Genomic DNA, 19,169 nt, shown 5'->3' with positions numbered 1-19,169 from the left:
AATCAGTTCGGATTATTTATGTTAAAGCGAACATGGAGCCTTGTAGAAAAGCACATCTTAGTCGCCGCTTGGTTTAGTAATCTATTACCTAAGACCCTTTCCTCTTGATCCTGCCACTAATGTTTACACTTTCGAGCTAAAAGAGAAAACAAGGGTTTCTCATTTAGCTGAAATGTGAAAAAGTTTTTTTATTCGTATAAGTCGGGTCGGCGGTCCTGGAAAATCGGGATCTGTTCTCGTATGGCTTCTACTCTTGTGAAATCGACATCACATAATAAAATTTCTTCATTGTTACCGGCTTCAGCCACGACATTTCCCCACGGATCAATTACGATTGAATGTCCGCCAAATTCATTATTCTCGTCAGCTCCCACACGGTTGCAGGCAATTACAAAGCTTTGATTTTCAATGGCACGGCTGATTAAAATATTTCTCCAATGCTCCACTCTGGGCTTCGGCCATTCCGCAACGACAAATAGTGCCCGCGCACCATTCAGCATATGGGTACGGATCCATTCAGGGAAGCGGATGTCATAGCAGATCACACCGGCGACAAGCGTGTCATTCAAAGTAAAGTTTCCTTTTTGATTTCCGGAATGAAGAAATTTCTCTTCATTCATTAAACGGAAGAGGTGAGCTTTACGATATTTTAATATACGATGGCCTTCCGGGTCGTAAGCGACTAGTGTATTATAAAAATGCCCCTGGTCTTTCTCTGCGATGGATCCAGTGATCGTCACGTGATGCTGTCGGGCGAGATCCCTCATCAGTTGATGAGTCGGGCCATCAATGGGTTCAGCAATTTCGTCAAAACGGCTCAGGTCATAGCCCGTTGTCCAGAGCTCAGGCAGGACGATTACTTCTGCTCCTTCTAAGACGGCTTCCTTAATTCGGGGGATGGCTTGCTGGCGATTCGTTTCCGGCTTACCAAATTCGATATGCATCTGAATAATAGCAATGGTAGTTGTCATCGTTTCACCTCTTTTTCTTTTTATTTTAACAGAAGAATTTAAGGAATTCATAGCATAGCCTTCTTCAACAAAGGGTATATAAAGGGAGGGAAGGGCAGGTGTTAGTGAAAAATGGCACGTATTCAACAGGAAGAAGGACGCTTTTATATTAAGGAAGGTGGAGAGACAGCGGCTGAAATGAAATTTGAAGAAGAGGACTCAGTCATAACGATTACGCATACTCACGTTGTTCCGCCTATGCAGGGAAAAGGGATGGCGACCGAGCTGGTAGAATTTGCAGCGGAGTATGCGAGAAAATATAACAAAAAAATTAATCCTGTATGTTCATTTGCTAAGCAGGTACTGGAGGATGATGAATCTTTTCGGGACGTACTCTAATCATGAGGAGGGGATGCTGCATGACGGTTGTCATTCGAAAACCGGCCGAAAGAGATTTAATGCATTTTACCCGCTATGCCATTGAGTTTACAAGGTGTGGTGTAGCGGACTCTGCTCACTCCGCTGGTTCTAAGCTGTTAAAAGAGAGAAAGGACTGGGCGGCTGATCATTTGTTTGTTGAGGATGAGAGTCAATGTATTCTCGTTGCCGAAGAAGGCGGAAAAGTGGTCGGTTATGTTTACGGAGTAGTTACTAAGCAGGGTGCGCTTCGCATTGGGAGAATGGAAGAGATTTTTGTCGATGAATTTTACCGGCGTGAAGGAATAGGGACAAAGCTCGTTAAAGGGCTGACACAGTGGCTGGACAGCAGACAGGTGGATCGTTTCGAAGCGGCAAGTCCTCCTGGTGTTGGGAAGGCGGAAGGATTTATTCATTCTTTAGAACTGTCGACTGACAACAAGGACCCTCTGGTTTAGCGTGAAGGAGATGATGAGCTTGAGTAAGGCAATGTTGATTGTAAATCCTTCTTCTGGAAAGGAAGAAGCGTTAGATTACGTTGAAGAGATTGAGTCAATTTTAAAGGATAAAGGCTATGTTGTAAGCACGGTTCAGACGGAGAAAGAGCTGGATGCTACGAAATATTGTGTGGAAGCGTGTAAAGATGAATTCGGTCTTGTCGTTTCGCTGGGCGGAGACGGGACGCTGAATGAAACGATAAATGGGATGGTCGATCAGGAGCACCGGCCTAAATTAGCGATCATCCCTTTAGGCACAGTAAATGATTTTGCGAGAGCTTTAAATCTTCCTTTAGATCCTAAGCAGGCTGTCGCTACGCTGCGGTCCGACCGGACGAAGAAAGTGGATGTAGGAACGTTTAACGACCGCTTTTTTGTAAATATTGTGGCTGTAGGGGCGATTGCTGAAGCCACTTCAGAAGTGACTACGGATCAGAAGACGAAGTTCGGTCCGCTTGCTTATCTAATGGAAGGAGCAAAGACTCTGGCTTCAACTAACGCATATCCTCTGCGTATCGAGCATGATGATAAAGTGTGGGAAGGTGAATCTTTTTTATTTCTAGCCGCTTTAACAAAATCGACCGCTGGCTTTGAAAAGCTGTCTCCGGAAGCGAAAGTAAATGATGGTGTTCTTCATTGTTACGTTGTTAAAGAAGTAGGGATGATTCGTATGGCTTCAATCATTACTTCAGTACTGCGCGGACAGTTAAAGGAGGATAAAGACGTTGAATATTTCAAAGCGGAAAAAATTCGTGTCTCCTCATCTGAGAAACTTCATACCAATGTAGACGGAGAGGAAGGCGGATCGCTTCCCGTGGAAATGGAAGTGTGGCCGAGGCATATTGAAGTAATTATAAGCGAGGATGGGAGCGAATAAAAAAAGCCCCTTTGCTATAAAGGGGACGGCAAGGACTGAACGTTTCGCCTGCCGTAAATCTACAGGTCTATTCTCACGACAAAGAATAGAGAGGGTGATTCGACATTAGAGACAAAAGAGACTCTTTAAAGATTTGAGAACATATGACCAGATGCCTTGAATTATTACATTCAAGAAAAGAGAAATCTCTTTTGCTTCCTACTATTATATCATCGAAAGCGGGGGTGTGGTTTTGGGAAAAGTTTTTTAAGAAAAGCGTTTAAATCGTGGGGTGATGAAAAAACTTTCTCAAGTTTTGGGTTTTACTGTCATTTCCTACTAACAAAAGGTTGAATTCATTCCTTTCATAAGTTGTGCAGGTGTTCGTTTTACTGTAAAATTAAGTTATTCAAAACATAGAGGTGAACTGATGGATTTTAATGCAATTCGTCATGCTATGCAAATGCAGACCATGTCTTTATTAGGCGGTAAATCAAGTGCCGGCACACCATCTCAAAGTGGTGGAGAGGATGTTTTTCAAGCTTTATTGCAACAGTTTTTAACTTCTACTGTTCCGTCCCAGTCTTTCCAGTCCAATCATTCTGCGGAAGGCGGAGAGAATTTAACGACTTTCAACGCGTTTAAGCCCACAAGCACTGATCAAATTATACATAACCAGTCTCCTTCTGATAAACAACCTTTAAAAGCAGAGGTTGAAGATCAGGAACTGGAGCAGCTTATTGAAGAAGCTGCCAGGGTGAATGATGTCGACGAATCGTTAGTACGGGCTGTCGTCCAGGCAGAATCAAATTTTAATCCGAATGCTGTAAGTCCGGTTGGGGCTCAAGGGTTAATGCAGCTTATGCCTGAAACCGCTAAAGGGCTTGGTATTACGAATTCTTTCGATGCCAGGGAGAATGTTATGGGCGGAACGAAGTATTTAAAGCAGATGATGGATCGTTATAACGGTGATCAGAAGCTTGCTTTAGCTGCTTACAACGCAGGACCCGGAAACGTAGATAAGTATGGAGGAGTTCCACCGTTTGAAGAAACGCAGAACTACATAGGGAAAATATTAGGTTAAAGAAATCCTCATGGCCGGAAGGGCTCCATGAGGATTTCTTTATATCGAATTCCGATAAAGCAAAAAAAAGCCTCTTCCCTAAAAAAGAAAGCGGCGGTTTAAATCTCTTTACTCATTTGAATGTACTGGTGAAATACCCGCGTCATTTCCTGCAGCCGATTGTGTACGTCTTCATCGATTAACTCACCCTGGGTGGAAAAATGATTAGTGTGAGTATATACATAGTTTGGAGTTACCAGGCAGCGGAAATAGTTTAGAATAGGTTTAAGCTGATTTTCTATAACGAGGTGGTGCTGCAGGGTACCGCCGTTAGCTACGATCGAAACGGGCTTATGGCGCATAGCTAGTGGAGACACAGCATCGAATATATTTTTTAAAGTACCGGGAATAGAACCTTGAAAAATAGGAGTCGAAATAACGTAGGCGTCAGCTTGTTCCATTTCTTCAATCAAATATCGCATATCTTCATTATATTGTTCAAAGGGACGTCCGTCGACAAATTGAAGTTCATAATCCTCCAGGTTAATCATTTTAGTATCGTATTGCTCTGGAAGTTTACTTATATATTTTTCAATTTCAAATAGTAACGTTTTTGTTTTCGTGCCGACAATTGTACCGTTTAGAAGTAGAATTTTCATAAAGGGGTCTCCTCTTTAACAGGTTGTTGCGTTCACGTAATCTTATCATTCATTATGTTAAATCATACGTACAGATTTAGCAATTGTTACAGCAGGAAGGCAGGGAAAAGAACGATGTTGAAAATGTGGAGAAGAATTAAGTTTTTAGCTAATTTGAAAAAATCAATTCCTTTTTTAATTCGCTTTTTTCGGTCCCGGGAAGTAAGTACAAATAAAAAAGTTATTTCGATTGCATTAATGCTGGGATATGTTGTCTTTCCGTGGGATTTGATTCCTGACTTTCTTGTACTGATTGGATTTATTGACGATGCTGCTGTTTTAGCATTCATTCTGCAGCAAATTATAAAGATGGCACCTGCTTCTCTTAAAGAAGAATTCGAATTTGAAGAAAATAGATAAGGTTTAATGGTATGGAAATTGAGGTACATACTATTTGTGGAATGATTTAATTAACTCAAGGAGTGATTATAATGAGTAACGTAATGTTTACTTCACACGCAACGGCTAAAGGCGGACGCGAAGGTCACGTTAAGTCAGATGATGGTATTGTTGACGTAAATCTTGTCATGCCTGGAGGCGACAGCAATGAAGAAGGCTCAAACCCGGAGCAGCTGTTTGCAGCCGGTTACTCCGCCTGCTTCGACGGAGCATTAAACCTGATGGCCAGCAAGCAGAACAAAGACATTGAATCTGAAACTACAGCAGATGTAAGCTTAATTAAAGATGAATCTGATAATGGGTTTAAACTTGGTGTAATTTTGAATGTAAGTGTCAAAGGTGTTTCTCAGGAGGAAGCAGAAAAACTTGTAGAGGATGCGCACGATTTCTGCCCTTATTCTAAAGCAACAAGAGGCAACATCGACGTGGAGTTAAATGCAACAGCTGTATAAACCTCTTATATAATGAACAAGCCTCCTTTAAGTAAGGGGGCTTGTTTTCATTGAGCATATTTTTACTAGAAATGCGCGGATGCCCTCATACTAGAGAAGAACAGCAAGGTGAAAGGGGGAATGGTTTTAATGAAAATTACAAATGAGGCTCGGGATTTAATCAACCAGATCCTTGAAGACGCAGGAGAAGGCGTCTTACGTCTGTATTTTGCTGGATATGGCTGCGGAGAACCTGAGATTGATTTAACTATCGGCCATCCGGAAGCTGATGATGAGCTTGAACGGATCAACTCTGTACCGGTGGCTGTTGACCGAAGAATTCTTCACCTTACAGAAAACTTAACGCTCGACGGAAAGCAGACGATGGAAGGACCGAAATTTAAAATGCTTGGACTGCCGGAAAAGGATTGTTAACGGGATGCGAATGGATGTTCTGTTCTTTGTTTACGTAAGAAATGGATTCAGCTAGTATAGAAGAAGCCCTATGGGTTAGGAATTATATAAGCTGAAGGAGAATAGAACATCATGTTAGCACCTGGACATCAAGCGCTCGGTTTAAGCAGCGGACTAATTGTATTAACCCTGCTGCCCCGATGGGGATTGGTTCCTGACGCCCCTTTGGAAGCCGTATTATTTATGCTGTTTGTATTATTTGGCTCACTGCTCCCTGATATCGATACTCCACGTTCAAAACTCGGATATCATTTTTGGCGGGGACTTATTTTCGTTTTGCTGATTGCTTTTGGATGTTATTTATTTGCTCCGGACTATCTGGATCAATACCGGGACGAGCTTAAGGTATTCGTTATGTTAATGGCTCCGTTACTTGTTATGGTGAAAAGTCACCGGAAAATGACTCATTCTCTCATGTTTATCGGTGTTCTTATACTGTATCACGCGGTCATTACCCGTTTTTTTGAAGTACCGCCCTATTACTTTTTCGGTTTTATTACCGGAGTGGTTTCTCATTTACTAGGAGATTACTTAACAAAAAGAGGAATTCCTGTTTTCTATCCGATTTTTAAAAAGCACTTTAGGTTTATAGTTACGTTTAAAACAGGTTCTTCATTTGAGAAAGGTCTCGTATGGTCTCTCTCTATTTGGAATATATGGTTTGTGGTCACACAGGTTTTTTAAAGGGAATGAGCTGTTTAATGATTACATACATGGATGTACGTGGTACATAGTAAGCATGACGGCAGATACTAAAAAGGAGCGGAGGCGTCATGCTGATTACTGGAGTTACAGGATATATTGGCCGTGAACTTGCCGGCTGTCTCCTGGAGAAGGGGATATCCTTCCGCGGTGCCTCCAGACATCCATCTGAGGCAGAGCGTATTTTTAACGACGATCATATGAAGGGCGTACGATTTGATTATGACTCACCTGTCACTCATGGCCCTGCTTTTGAAGGGGTAAGGACCATGTTCTTAACCTGTCCGTGCGGAGCTGAGCACTTTAAGTCAATAGAACAGGCACTGCGGACGGCCAAACAGAGCGGAATTGAACGAATTGTCTTTTTATCTGTATTAGGAAATGAAAAAATGCCTTTCCTTCCTCACAGGGAAATAGAAAAAGCAATTATCCATTTAGGATTTGATTACACCTTTTTACGTGCGAGCTCCTATATGCACGAATTGTTAAGGTCTCAGAGAAAAATAATAATGGAAGAACAGAAGCTCCGCATTCCTGTTGGAGATACAGAGGTCAGCTTTGTTGATGGGAGGGATGTGGCAGAGGCTGCTTTCACTGCATTATTAGGGAAATCCTATTCTAAAGATACTTATAAGCTGACAGGCAGGGAGGCTCTCACTTTTGGTCAAGTGGCAGATATTCTCACGGAAGAGCTTGGAACGAAGATCGACTATGAAAGCTCCGGGAAGCATGATTTTATAAAAAATTATGAAGAAAAAGGGTGCTCAAGCAGAGAAGCAGAAATAATTGCCAATTATTACACAGCAGTAAAGAACGGGGCGTGCAGGCGGGTAAGCCTGGATGTCGGGAAGATTCTTCAGCGTGAGCAGCGCACTATGAAGGAATTCGTTAGAGACTATCACCATGCGTTTGTTTAACTCTTAGACATTAAATGATTGAAGCATGGAGACAATAGAAATATCAAAAGAAATCGAGTATGAAATCAAAAAGATTCATACTCGATTTTTAGACTGTTGAAAAAAACTTAGATGGATATATTTTTTTCTTGAAGAAAAGGAAAAGGATATCGGGTGTGTAATCACAAAGAAAAAATTGTTGTTAGAAATCCTTAATTAGGGAATGGTAGATGAGAAAAGAAAGGAGCGGCAGCTATGTTTGAACCATGTCTTCAAGTGAATGAAGTGATGAAGCATTTTGATGGGAAATGGTTTGTTGCAGGCGGATGGGCGGTTGATCTCCATATTGGTGAGGAGACGCGCGAGCATGAGGATATCGAAGTTGCTGTATTTCGTGAGGAGCTGCCGGAATTATCGGATTGGCTGAATGGATGGACGACCTATATAGTTGATCACTCCAGACTTGTGGAGGGGAAAGTAGACAAATCTTTAGATGAGCATATTCACGAAATTCACGCCCATCGTGAAGAGACGAAACTTGAAGTTCTCCTGAACGAGAAATCAAGGGATAGATTCAAGTTCCGCCGTGATCCTGAGGTTACATTTCCGCTCAATCGTATGAATCTTCGATCGGAGCACGGGGTTCCTTACCTTAATCCAGAGATTGTGCTGCTATATAAAGCGAAAAATACAAAAGAAAAAGATGAGCAGGATTTTCAGTCGGTTTTTCCATTTTTAAATGAACAGCAGAAGGAATGGTTAAAGCAGGCGTTAATAATCCATCAGCCAGAACATCCCTGGTTAGAAAAGTTGTTGTATTAGTTCGAGGATGATTGCTTTCTGTTTATTTTTTAATAGAAGGGGGTAATCTTTATTCATATTCCACTGCTCAACAACCCTCGACAAATTCCACAGTATTCAGTAATTTATTACAATTTCGAAAGGAGCAGAACATTTGAATAAGCTTACTTCAGTTTTTTGGGTAACTCTTGCGATTGCCTTGTTTTCAGTTATTTGGGGAGCTGTGGCACCTTCCAACCTCGAAAGCATAACAGGCAGTATCCAGCAGTATCTTTCCGTGCATTTTGGGTGGTATTATTTATTAATAGTGACAGGGTTTGTCGTTTTTTGTTTGTATATGATCGTCAGCCCTTATGGGAAAATTAAGCTTGGGAAAAACACAGATAAACCGGATTATAACTATGCCACATGGTTTTCCATGCTTTTTAGTGCAGGAATGGGGATCGGGCTTGTCTTCTGGGGCGCCGCGGAACCTATCTATTTTTACGGTACAGAACCTCCGACAGAAGAGGCGGGAAGTCCTGAAGCTATGAGCGAAGCCATGCAGTTTGTATACTTCCATTGGGGGGTACATGCCTGGGGAATTTATGCGATTGTCGCCCTGGTGTTAGCTTACTTTAAGTTTAGAAGAGGAGCACCTGCATTAATCAGTGCCACTCTTGAGCCGCTTTTTGGAAAGAAGATGAAAGGACCGTGGGGTAAAGCAGTTGATGTAATCGCTGTTTTTGCTACGATTGTCGGTGTCGCGACAACTCTCGGGTTTGGGGCCGCCCAAATTAATGGAGGACTGACGTACTTAACCGGTATGGAGGAGTCATTTACCCTTCAGCTGGTTATCATTCTTGTGGTAACCGTTTTATTTATGATTTCCGCATACACAGGTCTGAGTAAAGGGATAAAATATTTAAGTAATGCAAATATGGCCTTAGCACTGATTTTATTAGCTATGATGCTGATCATCGGACCTACTTTGATGATTATGAATATCTTCACCGATACGATAGGAAGCTATTTAAGAAACATTCCATCTATGAGTTTCCGTTTAGCTCCTGAGAGCGAGGAGGCGAGAACTTGGATTAATGACTGGACCGTTTTTTACTGGGCATGGTGGATTGCGTGGTCGCCTTTCGTTGGGATCTTTATCGCTCGTGTTTCAAAAGGACGAACGATCAGGGAGTTCTTATCGGGAGTACTTCTCGTGCCTTCAGTTGTCGGTTTTCTGTGGTTTTCGACGTTTGGTTCTTCAGCGATCGATCTCCAACAGAATGAGACGGCGGATATCGCAGGTCTTGCTACTGAGCAGGCTCTGTTTGGCGTATTTGATCATTATCCACTAGGGTTAATTATGTCGATCATTGCGATGACATTAATCGGTACTTTCTTTATCACATCTGCCGATTCAGCCACCTTTGTATTAGGCATGCAGACGACGAATGGTTCACTGACTCCCCCGACTATGGTTAAGTTTGTGTGGGGGCTCGCCCAATCTTCTATGGCTGCTGTACTTCTATATACAGGCGGGCTGCAGGCTTTACAAAATGCACTGATCTCGGCAGCCTTTCCATTCTCGTTTATTATGATCCTGATGGTGGTCTCTTTATATAAAGCATTACGCGCTGATCGTGCTAGTGCAGAGAAGGACAGCATATAATGATTTTGCAGGGTGGGACTGTATATAAATTGTCTACAGTCCTTTTTTAAAGTTAAGCTATTAATCTGGTAAAACTTTGATAAAATAAAAAAGTGATGATTACGCTGGAGGGTGAGAACTAACTTATGTGGAAGTGGAAAAATATTTACCGTGGAATAATCATGGGAGCAAGTGATGTAGTACCTGGCGTCAGCGGTGGTACAATCGCTGTAGTATTAGGAATTTACGATCAGTTAATCGAAGCCATTAACGGTTTTTTCAGCAGGGAGTGGAAGAAGCATCTTCGTTTTTTACTTCCTCTTGGTATAGGAATAGGCACGTCCGTACTCGTATTAGCAAGGTTAATAGAATGGCTCTTCGAACATTTTCCCGGGCCGACTCAATTTTTTTTCCTTGGATTAATTATCGGCGTTATTCCTTATTTAACTCATAAAGCAGATATAAAGCACCGATTTGAAAGCAGACATTATATACTCCTTCTCATTGGAGCTTTGCTTGTAGCATCTATGGCGATTTTCCAGACTTCTGAAGGAGACGCCATGACAAATCTGTCTTTTGCCTCTTATGTTGGGTTGTTTTTCTCTGGATGGCTGGCCAGCAGTGCCATGATATTGCCGGGAATAAGCGGATCATTTCTACTGTTGATTATAGGTATGTACAGTACGATCATTTCGGGGATTTCGAATTTTAGATTTGATATCATTCTTGTGGTCGGGCTTGGTATTGTTATTGGAATTGTGATTATGAGCAAAGTTGTGAAATTCTTTCTAGAGAACTACACCTCTGGTACGTTTGCATTGATTATTGGACTGGTTATTGGTTCGATTGTTGTCATATTCCCGGGAGTTCCAGGAAGTGGAACGATGTGGATGGTAAGCATCCTCACTTTTATAGTGGGTCTTACAGCTGCCTGGACGTTGGGAAGAGTAGAATACAAGTGAGCCAATCATAAGACAGCAGGTCCTTTTTCCTTTATGATTAATATAGATTACGTTGAAAAAGGGGAAATTGTAAGATGGAATCTATTCACACGCTGGATGAATTTAATAAAGTCATTCAAAGCAGTCAGCCTGTAATCGTAAAATTTCAAGCTGACTGGTGCCCGGACTGCCGCCGTATGGACATGTTTATCGGTGGTATTTTGGAGGAATATAAGAATTACAGTTGGTACGATGTTAACAGAGACGAAATTCCTGCTGCCGCTGAGCAGTATGAAGTCATGGGAATTCCGAGTATTCTCATTTTCCAGAACGGAGAAAAAACAGGGCATCTGCATAGTGCCAACGCTAAAACTCCAGAAGAAGTGCAAGAGTTCCTGCAGGGCCGGCTGTAGGAGCACACTGGAACACCTGCATGGTATACATGCGGGTGTTTTTCAAATCATTCTTGATCTTGACCGGCTGTAACCAATTTTTTAAGGGGGATATGAGTTGAAGAAACGATTATTGTTAGTCGGGGCAGGACATGCTCATTTGGAAGTGATCCGACAGCTTAGAAATAACCCCATCGAGAATGTAGAGATATGTTTAATTTCGCCATCTGACTACCAATATTATTCCGGTATGTTTTCCGGCTATGCCGAGGGAATATATTCGGAGGAACAGACTCGTGTCAACCTGCGGGAACTCACTAAAAAAAGTAAAATAAACTTTGTACGCAAGAAAGCGGTTCGTATTTTTCCAGAACGAAGGAAATTGTTCTGTGAGGGAGGAGCCGTCTATCCTTTTGACTTGATCAGCTTTGACATCGGTTCAAAAAGCATTCCGCCTGATTTCACTGCTTCAATAGCTCGTTCAGTTAAGCCCAACTATCAATTTGTTGAACAGATTAACCATCTGAGAGAGAGACCGACTCCATTGATTGTAGGCGGGGGAGCAGCAGGGTGTGAGCTTGCTTTGTCCATTCAAACGTATAAGAATAACCACCGTATTGAGGGTCAGGTTAAGCTCATTACATCCAGAGCGGTGCTCTCTTCAACACCCGGACGAACTGCTAGAAAGTTAAGGTCCGTATTGGAAGAGGCCGGTGTTCTGCTGTGGGAACATGAAAAAGTCACCCATATTTTTGAAGATTATATAAGCACCAATGAAAATAACCGAATTCGGCACACAGGTGTGCTTTGGCTCGGCGGTCCGGTTGGAGATCCAATTTTCACAGACTCCTCCATATCAGTTGATGAAAGAGGATTTGCCTTTATTCGTCCGACATTGCAATTTGCAGAATATGACTTTATTTTCGGAGCAGGAGACTGCGTAACCCTGCGATCGGATCCTTCCATGGACAAAAGTGGTGTGCATGCTGTCAAACAAGGCCCTGTCTTATTCCGGAATCTTCGGGCTTATTTAACCCATGAGTCTTTGCAAACCTATGAACCTCAAAAACATGCACTTTATATATTATCAGCCGGAGATAAAAAGGGCTTTTTATTATACGGCGGCTTCTCTTTATACGGACGTCAGGCATGGAGGCTTAAACATAAAATTGATACAGATTTCATGAATAAATATAAATGAAAGCGTACCTTTATCAGAAAGTTACGCTTTTTTAGTTTGTGAGAGAAGAAGAAATCATCAAGTGAGGTGAGCTGGTCTCGGTTTATGGGCGTTTATCGCCGTTTATGGGCCATTTCACGATTTTACGGGCGATAATTAAATATTATGGGCGATAATTTCAATTTATGGGCAAATAGACAAAATTATGGCATTTACGAAAAAAGGACGGGATTAGAATGGACTTTACATTAGATGAAGATATTCAGTTTCTTAAGAAGAATGTGCGCCGCTTCGTTCAAACGGAAGTGGAAGCATCATCAATGGAGATGGAGAAAGAAGATTAGGTGCCCGGGCTATTGTGATGGTCCAAAATGCGCTTTTCGTAAATAGGAATAGGAACACGTCGCGCCGGGCGTGACCTGTCGTGACCGAGGAAACTTTCCCCCCGCCCCGCTTAAAAGCGGCGCTTTTCCTGTTCCTTTTCTCTAGATTCTAATGGAGGAACTATGGGATCCCTTGTGTACATGCATCCAAGCTTTTTTAACGAGTAAGCCAATGTTTAACTTTGCTTCGGAAGAGAAAAGTAAGCAGAAGAAGGACGAAAAAAATGGTGAACGCAAGAATAATTAAACTTTGATCGCCACTTGCCAGGCTGCTCCCAACAAGACTGTAGGCAAAGGTTCCCGGGAGCATCCCAATCACGGTGGCGGTAATATAAGAGCTGATCTTTACCCTTGCTAATCCAGCTGCGTAGCTTAGAATATCGAAGCCAACTACAGGTATGAGCCGCAGGATAAGAACATACATAAATCCATTTTCATTCATGCGGCGGTACAACCAGTCTGCCCATTTAAAATGCTGAAATCGGACAATCGAATCGCCGAAAAAACGACCCAAAATGTATCCAGTAATGGAGGCGCCCGCAGCTCCTATAATGATGTAGCCCATTCCCGGCCAAATGCCGTAAGCGAAAGCAGCGGCGAGTGACAAAACTGAAGTTGGAAAAGCGATGATCGGTCCAATCGTATAAAGACCCATAAAGAGTAAAGGGCCGAGCATGCCAAATGATAAAATGTAAGTTCGAATTTCTTGTGGAGAGGTCTCAATTTCCCGTCTGACGAGCCAGGCAGCAAGGATAAAGGCAGTAAGAAAAAGAAGTGCACGTATTAACGATTTATTATTCATTATTCTAAGCCCTGCTGTGAAAGTGGAAATGAGTGGATGTGCTCCTTAGGTACAAACAGGTTTATATAATTCTTCTGATTAAATTGAAGAGGCAGCCGCAGTGATAACCGTTTATCCTGTTCCTTAATATAAACATGGGCAATTCTTTCTCCGTATGAGATCGTGGTGTGCAGGAGTTCAGCTTTAATCACTACAGACGGGTCGTCTGTTTCAAAAAGAGTGATCCTGCTTAAGGGAGCATAGCTGTTATCATTGATCAGGATATGATTATTAAAGAATTGAACGACAAAAGGATTGGCCGGGAAATCCAATATAGTCTCAGCGGAGGCGGTCTGCTGGAATTCCCCATTGTGAAAGATACCAATTTTATCCCCCATAATCATCGCTTCCTCACGGTCATGGGTGACGAAGATGGACGTTATTTCCCGTTCATCTAACAGCCTTCTTACCCAGTACCGCAGCTCCTGGCGTAAAGCGGGGTCCAGGCTGCTAAACGGTTCATCGAGCAGCAGGATTTTAGGTTCTGCTGCAAGAGCTCTTGCTAAGGCTGTACGCTGCTGCTGGCCGCCTGAAAGTTCAGAAGGAAAGCTAGTCCGCGATTTTGTTAAACTCACAGCTTCGAGCAAATCATTTGTTTTCGTCTTAGAAAAAGTTCCTGACAGCCTTGCACCGTAAGTGATATTTTCTTCGACGGTCATGTGCGGGAATAGCAAAGGCTGCTGGAAGACGAGTCCGACTTTTCGCTTTCGGGCATCTATGCCAATGACGGACTCGCCATCTACTTTAATTGTTCCGGAGGAAGGTTGGTCCAGCCCTGCCAAAATGCGCAGCAAGGTTGTTTTTCCACCTCCCGAAGGGCCGACAATGCTCCATTTTTCTTCATAGTTGAGTTTGAAGCTTAACTGATTGATAATCGTTTCCTTCCCATATGCTTTAGACAAATTTTTCACTTCAATGGCTGTACTCATGTACGATTCCTCCAGAATGTAGGTGAATATGGAGCTAATGATAATAGTGCTTCCACTGCAATATACATCACAAGGGGCGGGACAGCGAACCAAATGGATAACGCAGCCATCAGCGGCGGGTTAGCTGAGTTCAGAAACGGAAAGAATATCATAGGCATTGTAATGACACTGCCGCCGCCAATAATGGCTGTAATCGCATATTGACTTAAGCTGATAACGATCGTTAAGAAAGTTACGCTGCGTATGGCGTTTTTTAATAAGGGCAGTTCCACAGTAAAAAACTGATGGCTTACACTTGCTCCGAGGTTCTCTGCCTGTTCCAGTAAAGGCCTTCCTATCTGGCTGTAAGCATGGTGGAAAATTTTTATAGTGTAAGGAACAGTAGGAACCAAATGGACGAGCGCGACACCTAACCATGTATCAGCCAGGTCCAGCCTGATCATGAACAAATGCAGACCGATTGCCACCGCTAATAAAGGAATAAGCAGCGGTGATAAGAGCAGTGCTTCTATGAGGGATCTCCCTTTAAAAGAATAGAAGGCTAACGCTTTACCGGCTGTCAAGCCAATGAATAAATTAAACAAAAGTACTACGGCTCCAATAATGATAGACCATACGGTAGCTGTCCATAAGTTTGGATCAGACCAGAGGACTGTAAAACTCTCCAACTGTATGTTTATGCCTTCCCGGGTCCGCCATGGTGTTGTTATGCTTTGCAGCAGCAACAGAACGATAGGAAAGATGAAAAAGAGAGCGGTGATGAGGCGGAAATATAGTTTAGGTCTCATTTACAGCCTTCCTCTCAATGCTCGCATTCTTTTTCGGTTCACGTATAAATAGCTTGACAATGATAGGAGGAAAAGCAAAAAGCTGGTCATGACCATAGCTGAGAAAGCCAGTGGGCGGTCCTCAAAACTCCCGCTGTAGAACCAATCGTAGCTTAAAACAGAGACCATTTCAGGGAAATTTGTTCCTAACATGGCCGGCACTTCGTAAGCTGTCAGCGTGAAAGCGAACAAGATGATAAAAGTTTCCATAACTACTGTAGAAATTTGCGGCCACTCCACAGTTTTAAACTGCTGATAACGTCCTCCGCCCAATGTTTTGACAACGTCAAAGTAAAATTGAGGAAGGGCTTGATAAACTGGATATAACATCAGAATCACAAACGGTACTTCTTTTCCAATATACGTAAGGATGATTCCAACTCCATAGTCATCGCGGGTAAGAATAGGAAATTGATCCGCTCCTCCTATAAAACAAAGAGTAGATAACAACTCGTAAAGCAGCCCTGTTTCTGAAAATAAAAGGATCACGATATAGCCAAAAACAAGGTGGGGAAAGAGCATGGGCAGCCACACAGCAAGTCTCGGAAGTATTTCCGTTAAATAGCGGGCAAAGCTGCGGGTAATTAAAATGCCGATAATGATAGATGCCATCGATGCTGTCCATGCCGTGCGCACACTGAACCACAGTGAATGAAGAAAACGCTCGGAGGTAAGAAGCTCACGGTAATGTAAAAAAGTAATACCGTCTGTACTGCTTACACTTGCCGAGGCTGCAGACCACAGTCCATACGCAGGCAATAGGAGAAAAAGCAAAGCAGGGAACAGCAGGATCCACGGTTTAATTCTGTGCAATCTCATTAATCCATTCGTCCTCTAGCCAATCCACGTATTCAAGGTCACCTTCAGGCATGAATGTGTTCTCGAGCTTCTCCTCGTCCAGGACGCTGCTTCCGCGGTCGACACTCTCAAATTGTTCTTTTTGTGCATCATTTAACTTCTCAAAGCTAATGGGAGAGCTCTCTCCCCAGACGCCGGGCTTCTGCTTCTCTAGTTGAGCTTCTGGTGACAGCATATCATTAATAGCGACGAGCGCCCCTGACTTGTCAGGGCTGTTAAAAGGGATAGAGAGAAAGTGAGTGTTTCCGAGCGAACCTGGTTCCATCACAAATGATTTTGTACTTTCAGGAAAAACTCCGTCTTCAATTAACGATTCTGCCCGCGCTTCGTTGTAACCCATAGTCATCGCTACTTCTCCTTGTCTATACAGCTGATCCAGCTCTTCTAAACTGTTTGGGTAGTGCTCGCCGGACCGCCATAAATCAGGTTGAATGTCATTTAAATAGTCCCACATGTCGTTTGCGGGGCCGCTGACCTTCTTTTCCTCAAAAGCTTGATTATAAATATCTGAGGGTTGGTCTGCTTTTGCATACAGAAGCTGTCTTAAAAAAGCATTACCCGTAAATTCATCAGCCGCAGGATAAGTGAACTGCTGCGGGTTTTCTTGCAGCCACTGCTTTAACTCATCAAAGGTAGCGGGAGGGGTGTCGATTTTCTCTTCATCATAATGAAAGACAAATTGTACTTGTCCCCACGGTGCCTCAAGACCTTCTACCTCCGTTCCGAAATCGGTGGTAATCGCGGGGTCTGTCTCATCGTAATATTCATTGAAGCTGGGCAGTTTTCCGGTAAAAGATCCAGCAAGCAATTCATTCTCCTTGGCATCTTAAAATTCTCGCCGTTCAGCCAGATGATATCAATTGTCCCTGTGTTTTTACCGGCCTGCTGCTCTGTTTGCAGCTTCTGCAGGATTTCTTCCGTATCCATAGGAACACGTTCTAAAGTCAGGTTGTATTTTTCTTTTAAACGCGGGATAAGCCACTCATCTATGTATTCGTTAATCCCTTCATCTCCTCCCCACATGTAAAGACGCACTTCAGAACCATCGGCTTCTTCTTTAATAGAGTCCCAGTCCTTGTCTTTTATTTCATCTAAAGAAGGGGGAGCATCTGATTGAGTGCAGGCGGATAGAATCAGACAGAATAATAGAAGGAGAGTGAACTTCATGATTTTCAAAAGGTTCAGCCTCCTTTGGTGTTTGAATAATACGGTACTGTTATCTATCTTACAAACTAATAAGACGGAATGGAAACAATAAAACTGCGTGAATCGGTTTTAAAGAGGGTAGAAATAAGAAGGGAGGTTGAAAAAATGTTAGAAGGTCAGTTTAAAAAGCCAAAAGGTTGGCTGGGAAAAGCTGTAGGGCGTTTTATGGAATTCGAAAATGACGAGCTCATTCAGTGGACCCAGTCTTTTTTACAAATAGAGGAAGACGATACGGTGATGGAAATCGGATTTGGTCCGGGAAGTGGACTTGCTTTAATAGCTGACAATTCTCCCGGAACGGCATTAATTGGAATAGATCCTTCAGAGTCGATGGTTGAAATGACATTGCGCAAGCTCCAAAAGATAAGCCGTGAGCAGCAGATCCTGCTCATTCATGGACCGGCTCAAGTTATTAAAAGGTTTGATGTGAAGCTTGATAAAGTATATGCCATTAATAACATTACATTCTGGGAGGCTCCAGTCGATACATTAACTTTCCTTCATTCCTGCATGAATAAAGGTGGAAGAATTGCGCTGACTTTATGTCCTCATGAAGAAGGTGCGACTAATGATACTACGGAAGTGCTGGGCGGGCAGTTAACATCGTTACTAAAGAAGGCAGGTTTCATTCAAATTGAAACATTTATAAAACCAACTGCTCCTAATAACACAGTGTGTGTGGCAGCCACGCGCTAATACATTCGTTTCGTGTAACTTTTGTGAAGCGACTTCCGCACCTGATTCTCATCCATTTCATTAAGCTGTGAGTGAGCCGCAAGCATTTTAGCAGGAGCAGGCAGGTCAGAAAGCTCCGGCCATTTCTCAGGTGACCATAAATGGGATCGTTTTAAAGCTTTGGCACAGTGGATAAAACATGCTTCCACATAGACGGCGATGCCGACAGAAGGAACGTGACCTTGGGATTCCAGTCTGTTCATAAAGGTCTCATCCTTAATGATCACAGCCTGGCCATTGATGCGAAGCGTTTCCTCAAGTCCTGGAATCATGAACAACAGTCCAATATGGGGATTCTCCAAAATGTTCTGAAGCGAGTCTGCACGCTTGTTTCCCATGCGTTCAGGCAGCACGAGATGCTTTTCGTCTAAAATATAAGCAAAACCAGGCGCATCACCCCGGGGGGAACTGTCACAATGACCTGCTGAATCAGACGTGCTTACAACTGCAAATGGGGCGTGCGCAATAAACTGCCGGCAGTAGGAATCTAAATGAGAAATGACTTTATGTTCAGCGAGCCGGCCTGGAGTCCCGAGAGTGTGCCGCAGCTCTTCCAGCGACTGAACCGGCTTTTCGAATTTTTTCATTGAGCTGCCTCCTTTTTAAAATAGGTGTGCTACGATAAGGTCATGGAGGGGATATTGTGAATAAATCATTATCGAAAGAACAGAGAGAATATATGATTGATCGTCTTCAAGAATATTTTGAGCTTGAGCGAGATGAACAGATGGGTGAATTAGCTGCCGGCCAGCTGCTGGAATTCATGGTGAAGGAATTAGGACCGTTTATGTATAATAAAGGGATTTATGATGCAAGACAAATGGTAGAGCAGAAGGTCGTTAATCTTGATGAAGATTTATTATCGCTCGAACGTCCAGCCGGCCGCCCCCAGCGTTATTAACCTTATTAACTAAACGAAGACAGCTGCTAAATGGTTTCATATTAATTGAATGAGGTTGTTTCTGTTTACGAGAAAGGGTCATCTATATACTTAAGTCTTCTTATAGAGACAGCGGGGAGGATGGGAAGGTAGACCGTCAACACTATTAATTAAAAAAGCTTT

25 protein-coding genes are annotated in these 19,169 nt (G+C 42.8%); 16 read left to right on the top strand and 9 right to left on the bottom strand.

Features of this window, described 5'->3' with window-relative positions; genetic code table 11:
* Positions 1-188: 188 nt before the first annotated feature.
* Positions 189-971: a carbon-nitrogen family hydrolase gene (locus LF822_RS20385; RefSeq protein ID WP_253925940.1), complete on the bottom strand. Its 783-nt coding sequence runs from the start codon at positions 969-971 to the stop codon at positions 189-191.
* 111 nt (positions 972-1,082) lie between these two features.
* Between LF822_RS20385 and LF822_RS20380 the strand changes: the two genes are divergently transcribed.
* From LF822_RS20380 to LF822_RS20365, 4 genes are all read left to right on the top strand, one after another.
* Positions 1,083-1,349, top strand: coding sequence for a GNAT family N-acetyltransferase (locus LF822_RS20380; protein WP_253925939.1), 267 nt, complete (start codon positions 1,083-1,085; stop codon positions 1,347-1,349).
* Positions 1,350-1,369: 20 nt separating this feature from the next.
* Positions 1,370-1,825, top strand: coding sequence for a GNAT family N-acetyltransferase (locus tag LF822_RS20375; protein WP_253925938.1), 456 nt, complete (start codon positions 1,370-1,372; stop codon positions 1,823-1,825).
* A gap of 19 nt (positions 1,826-1,844) precedes the next feature.
* Positions 1,845-2,741, top strand: coding sequence for a diacylglycerol/lipid kinase family protein (locus LF822_RS20370; RefSeq protein WP_253925937.1), 897 nt, complete (start codon positions 1,845-1,847; stop codon positions 2,739-2,741).
* A gap of 409 nt (positions 2,742-3,150) precedes the next feature.
* On the top strand, positions 3,151-3,804 hold the full coding sequence (locus tag LF822_RS20365; protein ID WP_253925936.1) for a lytic transglycosylase domain-containing protein: 654 nt from the start codon (positions 3,151-3,153) through the stop codon (positions 3,802-3,804).
* A gap of 98 nt (positions 3,805-3,902) precedes the next feature.
* Here the strand turns inward: LF822_RS20365 and LF822_RS20360 are convergent, their stop codons facing one another.
* Complete coding sequence (locus tag LF822_RS20360; protein WP_253925935.1) at positions 3,903-4,442, bottom strand: NADPH-dependent FMN reductase; 540 nt, start codon at positions 4,440-4,442, stop codon at positions 3,903-3,905.
* A 114-nt stretch (positions 4,443-4,556) separates the two neighbouring features.
* Between LF822_RS20360 and LF822_RS20355 the strand changes: the two genes are divergently transcribed.
* The 10 genes from LF822_RS20355 to LF822_RS20310 all read left to right on the top strand — a co-directional run bounded on the left by LF822_RS20355 (position 4,557) and on the right by LF822_RS20310 (position 12,348).
* Positions 4,557-4,841 carry a YkvA family protein gene (locus tag LF822_RS20355; protein WP_253925934.1) on the top strand — a complete coding sequence of 95 codons (285 nt, stop codon included), beginning with the start codon at positions 4,557-4,559 and terminating at the stop codon, positions 4,839-4,841.
* A 71-nt stretch (positions 4,842-4,912) separates the two neighbouring features.
* Positions 4,913-5,332, top strand: coding sequence for an organic hydroperoxide resistance protein (locus LF822_RS20350; RefSeq protein ID WP_253925933.1), 420 nt, complete (start codon positions 4,913-4,915; stop codon positions 5,330-5,332).
* Between the two features lie 129 nt (positions 5,333-5,461).
* On the top strand, positions 5,462-5,746 hold the full coding sequence (locus LF822_RS20345) for an iron-sulfur cluster assembly accessory protein (protein WP_253925932.1): 285 nt from the start codon (positions 5,462-5,464) through the stop codon (positions 5,744-5,746).
* Between the two features lie 111 nt (positions 5,747-5,857).
* Positions 5,858-6,469, top strand: coding sequence for a metal-dependent hydrolase (locus tag LF822_RS20340; protein WP_253925931.1), 612 nt, complete (start codon positions 5,858-5,860; stop codon positions 6,467-6,469).
* Positions 6,470-6,558: 89 nt separating this feature from the next.
* Positions 6,559-7,404, top strand: a complete 846-nt coding sequence (locus LF822_RS20335; RefSeq protein ID WP_253925930.1) for an NmrA family NAD(P)-binding protein — start codon at positions 6,559-6,561, stop codon at positions 7,402-7,404.
* 234 nt (positions 7,405-7,638) lie between these two features.
* Positions 7,639-8,205 carry a nucleotidyltransferase domain-containing protein gene (locus LF822_RS20330; RefSeq protein WP_253925929.1) on the top strand — a complete coding sequence of 189 codons (567 nt, stop codon included), beginning with the start codon at positions 7,639-7,641 and terminating at the stop codon, positions 8,203-8,205.
* Between the two features lie 133 nt (positions 8,206-8,338).
* Positions 8,339-9,835, top strand: coding sequence for a glycine betaine uptake BCCT transporter (locus tag LF822_RS20325; protein ID WP_253925928.1), 1,497 nt, complete (start codon positions 8,339-8,341; stop codon positions 9,833-9,835).
* Positions 9,836-9,960: 125 nt separating this feature from the next.
* Positions 9,961-10,776, top strand: a complete 816-nt coding sequence (locus tag LF822_RS20320; protein WP_253925927.1) for a DUF368 domain-containing protein — start codon at positions 9,961-9,963, stop codon at positions 10,774-10,776.
* Between the two features lie 74 nt (positions 10,777-10,850).
* Positions 10,851-11,168, top strand: coding sequence for a thioredoxin family protein (locus tag LF822_RS20315; RefSeq protein WP_253925926.1), 318 nt, complete (start codon positions 10,851-10,853; stop codon positions 11,166-11,168).
* Between the two features lie 97 nt (positions 11,169-11,265).
* Positions 11,266-12,348, top strand: a complete 1,083-nt coding sequence (locus LF822_RS20310) for an FAD-dependent oxidoreductase (RefSeq protein ID WP_253925925.1) — start codon at positions 11,266-11,268, stop codon at positions 12,346-12,348.
* Positions 12,349-12,867: 519 nt separating this feature from the next.
* Here the strand turns inward: LF822_RS20310 and LF822_RS20305 are convergent.
* Genes LF822_RS20305 through LF822_RS20280 form a run of 6 tightly spaced genes read right to left on the bottom strand, consistent with a single transcriptional unit; the run spans position 12,868 to position 17,341 of the window.
* A complete protein-coding gene (locus tag LF822_RS20305; RefSeq protein ID WP_253925924.1) occupies positions 12,868-13,512 on the bottom strand; it encodes a TVP38/TMEM64 family protein in 645 nt (214 codons plus the stop codon).
* A complete protein-coding gene (locus LF822_RS20300; RefSeq protein ID WP_253925923.1) occupies positions 13,512-14,480 on the bottom strand; it encodes an ABC transporter ATP-binding protein in 969 nt (322 codons plus the stop codon). Before LF822_RS20300 ends, LF822_RS20305 begins: the two co-directional genes overlap by 1 nt.
* Positions 14,477-15,268 carry an ABC transporter permease gene (locus LF822_RS20295; RefSeq protein WP_253925922.1) on the bottom strand — a complete coding sequence of 264 codons (792 nt, stop codon included), beginning with the start codon at positions 15,266-15,268 and terminating at the stop codon, positions 14,477-14,479. Before LF822_RS20295 ends, LF822_RS20300 begins: the two co-directional genes overlap by 4 nt.
* Positions 15,269-16,126, bottom strand: a complete 858-nt coding sequence (locus tag LF822_RS20290) for an ABC transporter permease subunit (protein WP_253925921.1) — start codon at positions 16,124-16,126, stop codon at positions 15,269-15,271. It abuts the gene before it with no gap.
* Positions 16,107-16,973, bottom strand: coding sequence for an ABC transporter substrate-binding protein (locus LF822_RS20285; RefSeq protein ID WP_253925920.1), 867 nt, complete (start codon positions 16,971-16,973; stop codon positions 16,107-16,109). Before LF822_RS20285 ends, LF822_RS20290 begins: the two co-directional genes overlap by 20 nt.
* A complete protein-coding gene (locus tag LF822_RS20280; RefSeq protein ID WP_253925919.1) occupies positions 16,877-17,341 on the bottom strand; it encodes a type 2 periplasmic-binding domain-containing protein in 465 nt (154 codons plus the stop codon). Before LF822_RS20280 ends, LF822_RS20285 begins: the two co-directional genes overlap by 97 nt.
* Positions 17,342-17,476: 135 nt before the next feature.
* Here LF822_RS20280 and LF822_RS20275 point away from each other — a divergent pair, with 135 nt between their 5' ends.
* The gene (locus LF822_RS20275; RefSeq protein ID WP_253925918.1) at positions 17,477-18,067 is read left to right on the top strand and encodes a class I SAM-dependent methyltransferase; all 591 of its coding nucleotides are present in this window, start codon (positions 17,477-17,479) and stop codon (positions 18,065-18,067) included.
* On the opposite strand, the gene LF822_RS20270 is transcribed toward LF822_RS20275, so the two are convergent.
* On the bottom strand, positions 18,064-18,693 hold the full coding sequence (locus tag LF822_RS20270) for a pyridoxamine 5'-phosphate oxidase family protein (RefSeq protein WP_253925917.1): 630 nt from the start codon (positions 18,691-18,693) through the stop codon (positions 18,064-18,066). The genes LF822_RS20275 and LF822_RS20270 overlap by 4 nt on opposite strands.
* A gap of 56 nt (positions 18,694-18,749) precedes the next feature.
* On the opposite strand from LF822_RS20270, the gene LF822_RS20265 reads away from it, so the two are divergent.
* On the top strand, positions 18,750-19,007 hold the full coding sequence (locus tag LF822_RS20265) for a DUF2164 domain-containing protein (protein ID WP_253925916.1): 258 nt from the start codon (positions 18,750-18,752) through the stop codon (positions 19,005-19,007).
* The last annotated feature ends 162 nt before the right edge of the window (positions 19,008-19,169 follow it).

This window comes from Halobacillus sp. A5 (assembly GCF_024189315.1).
GTDB lineage: Bacteria > Bacillota > Bacilli > Bacillales > Halobacillaceae > Halobacillus_A.
This window is presented reverse-complemented; position numbering and strand designations above follow the sequence as displayed.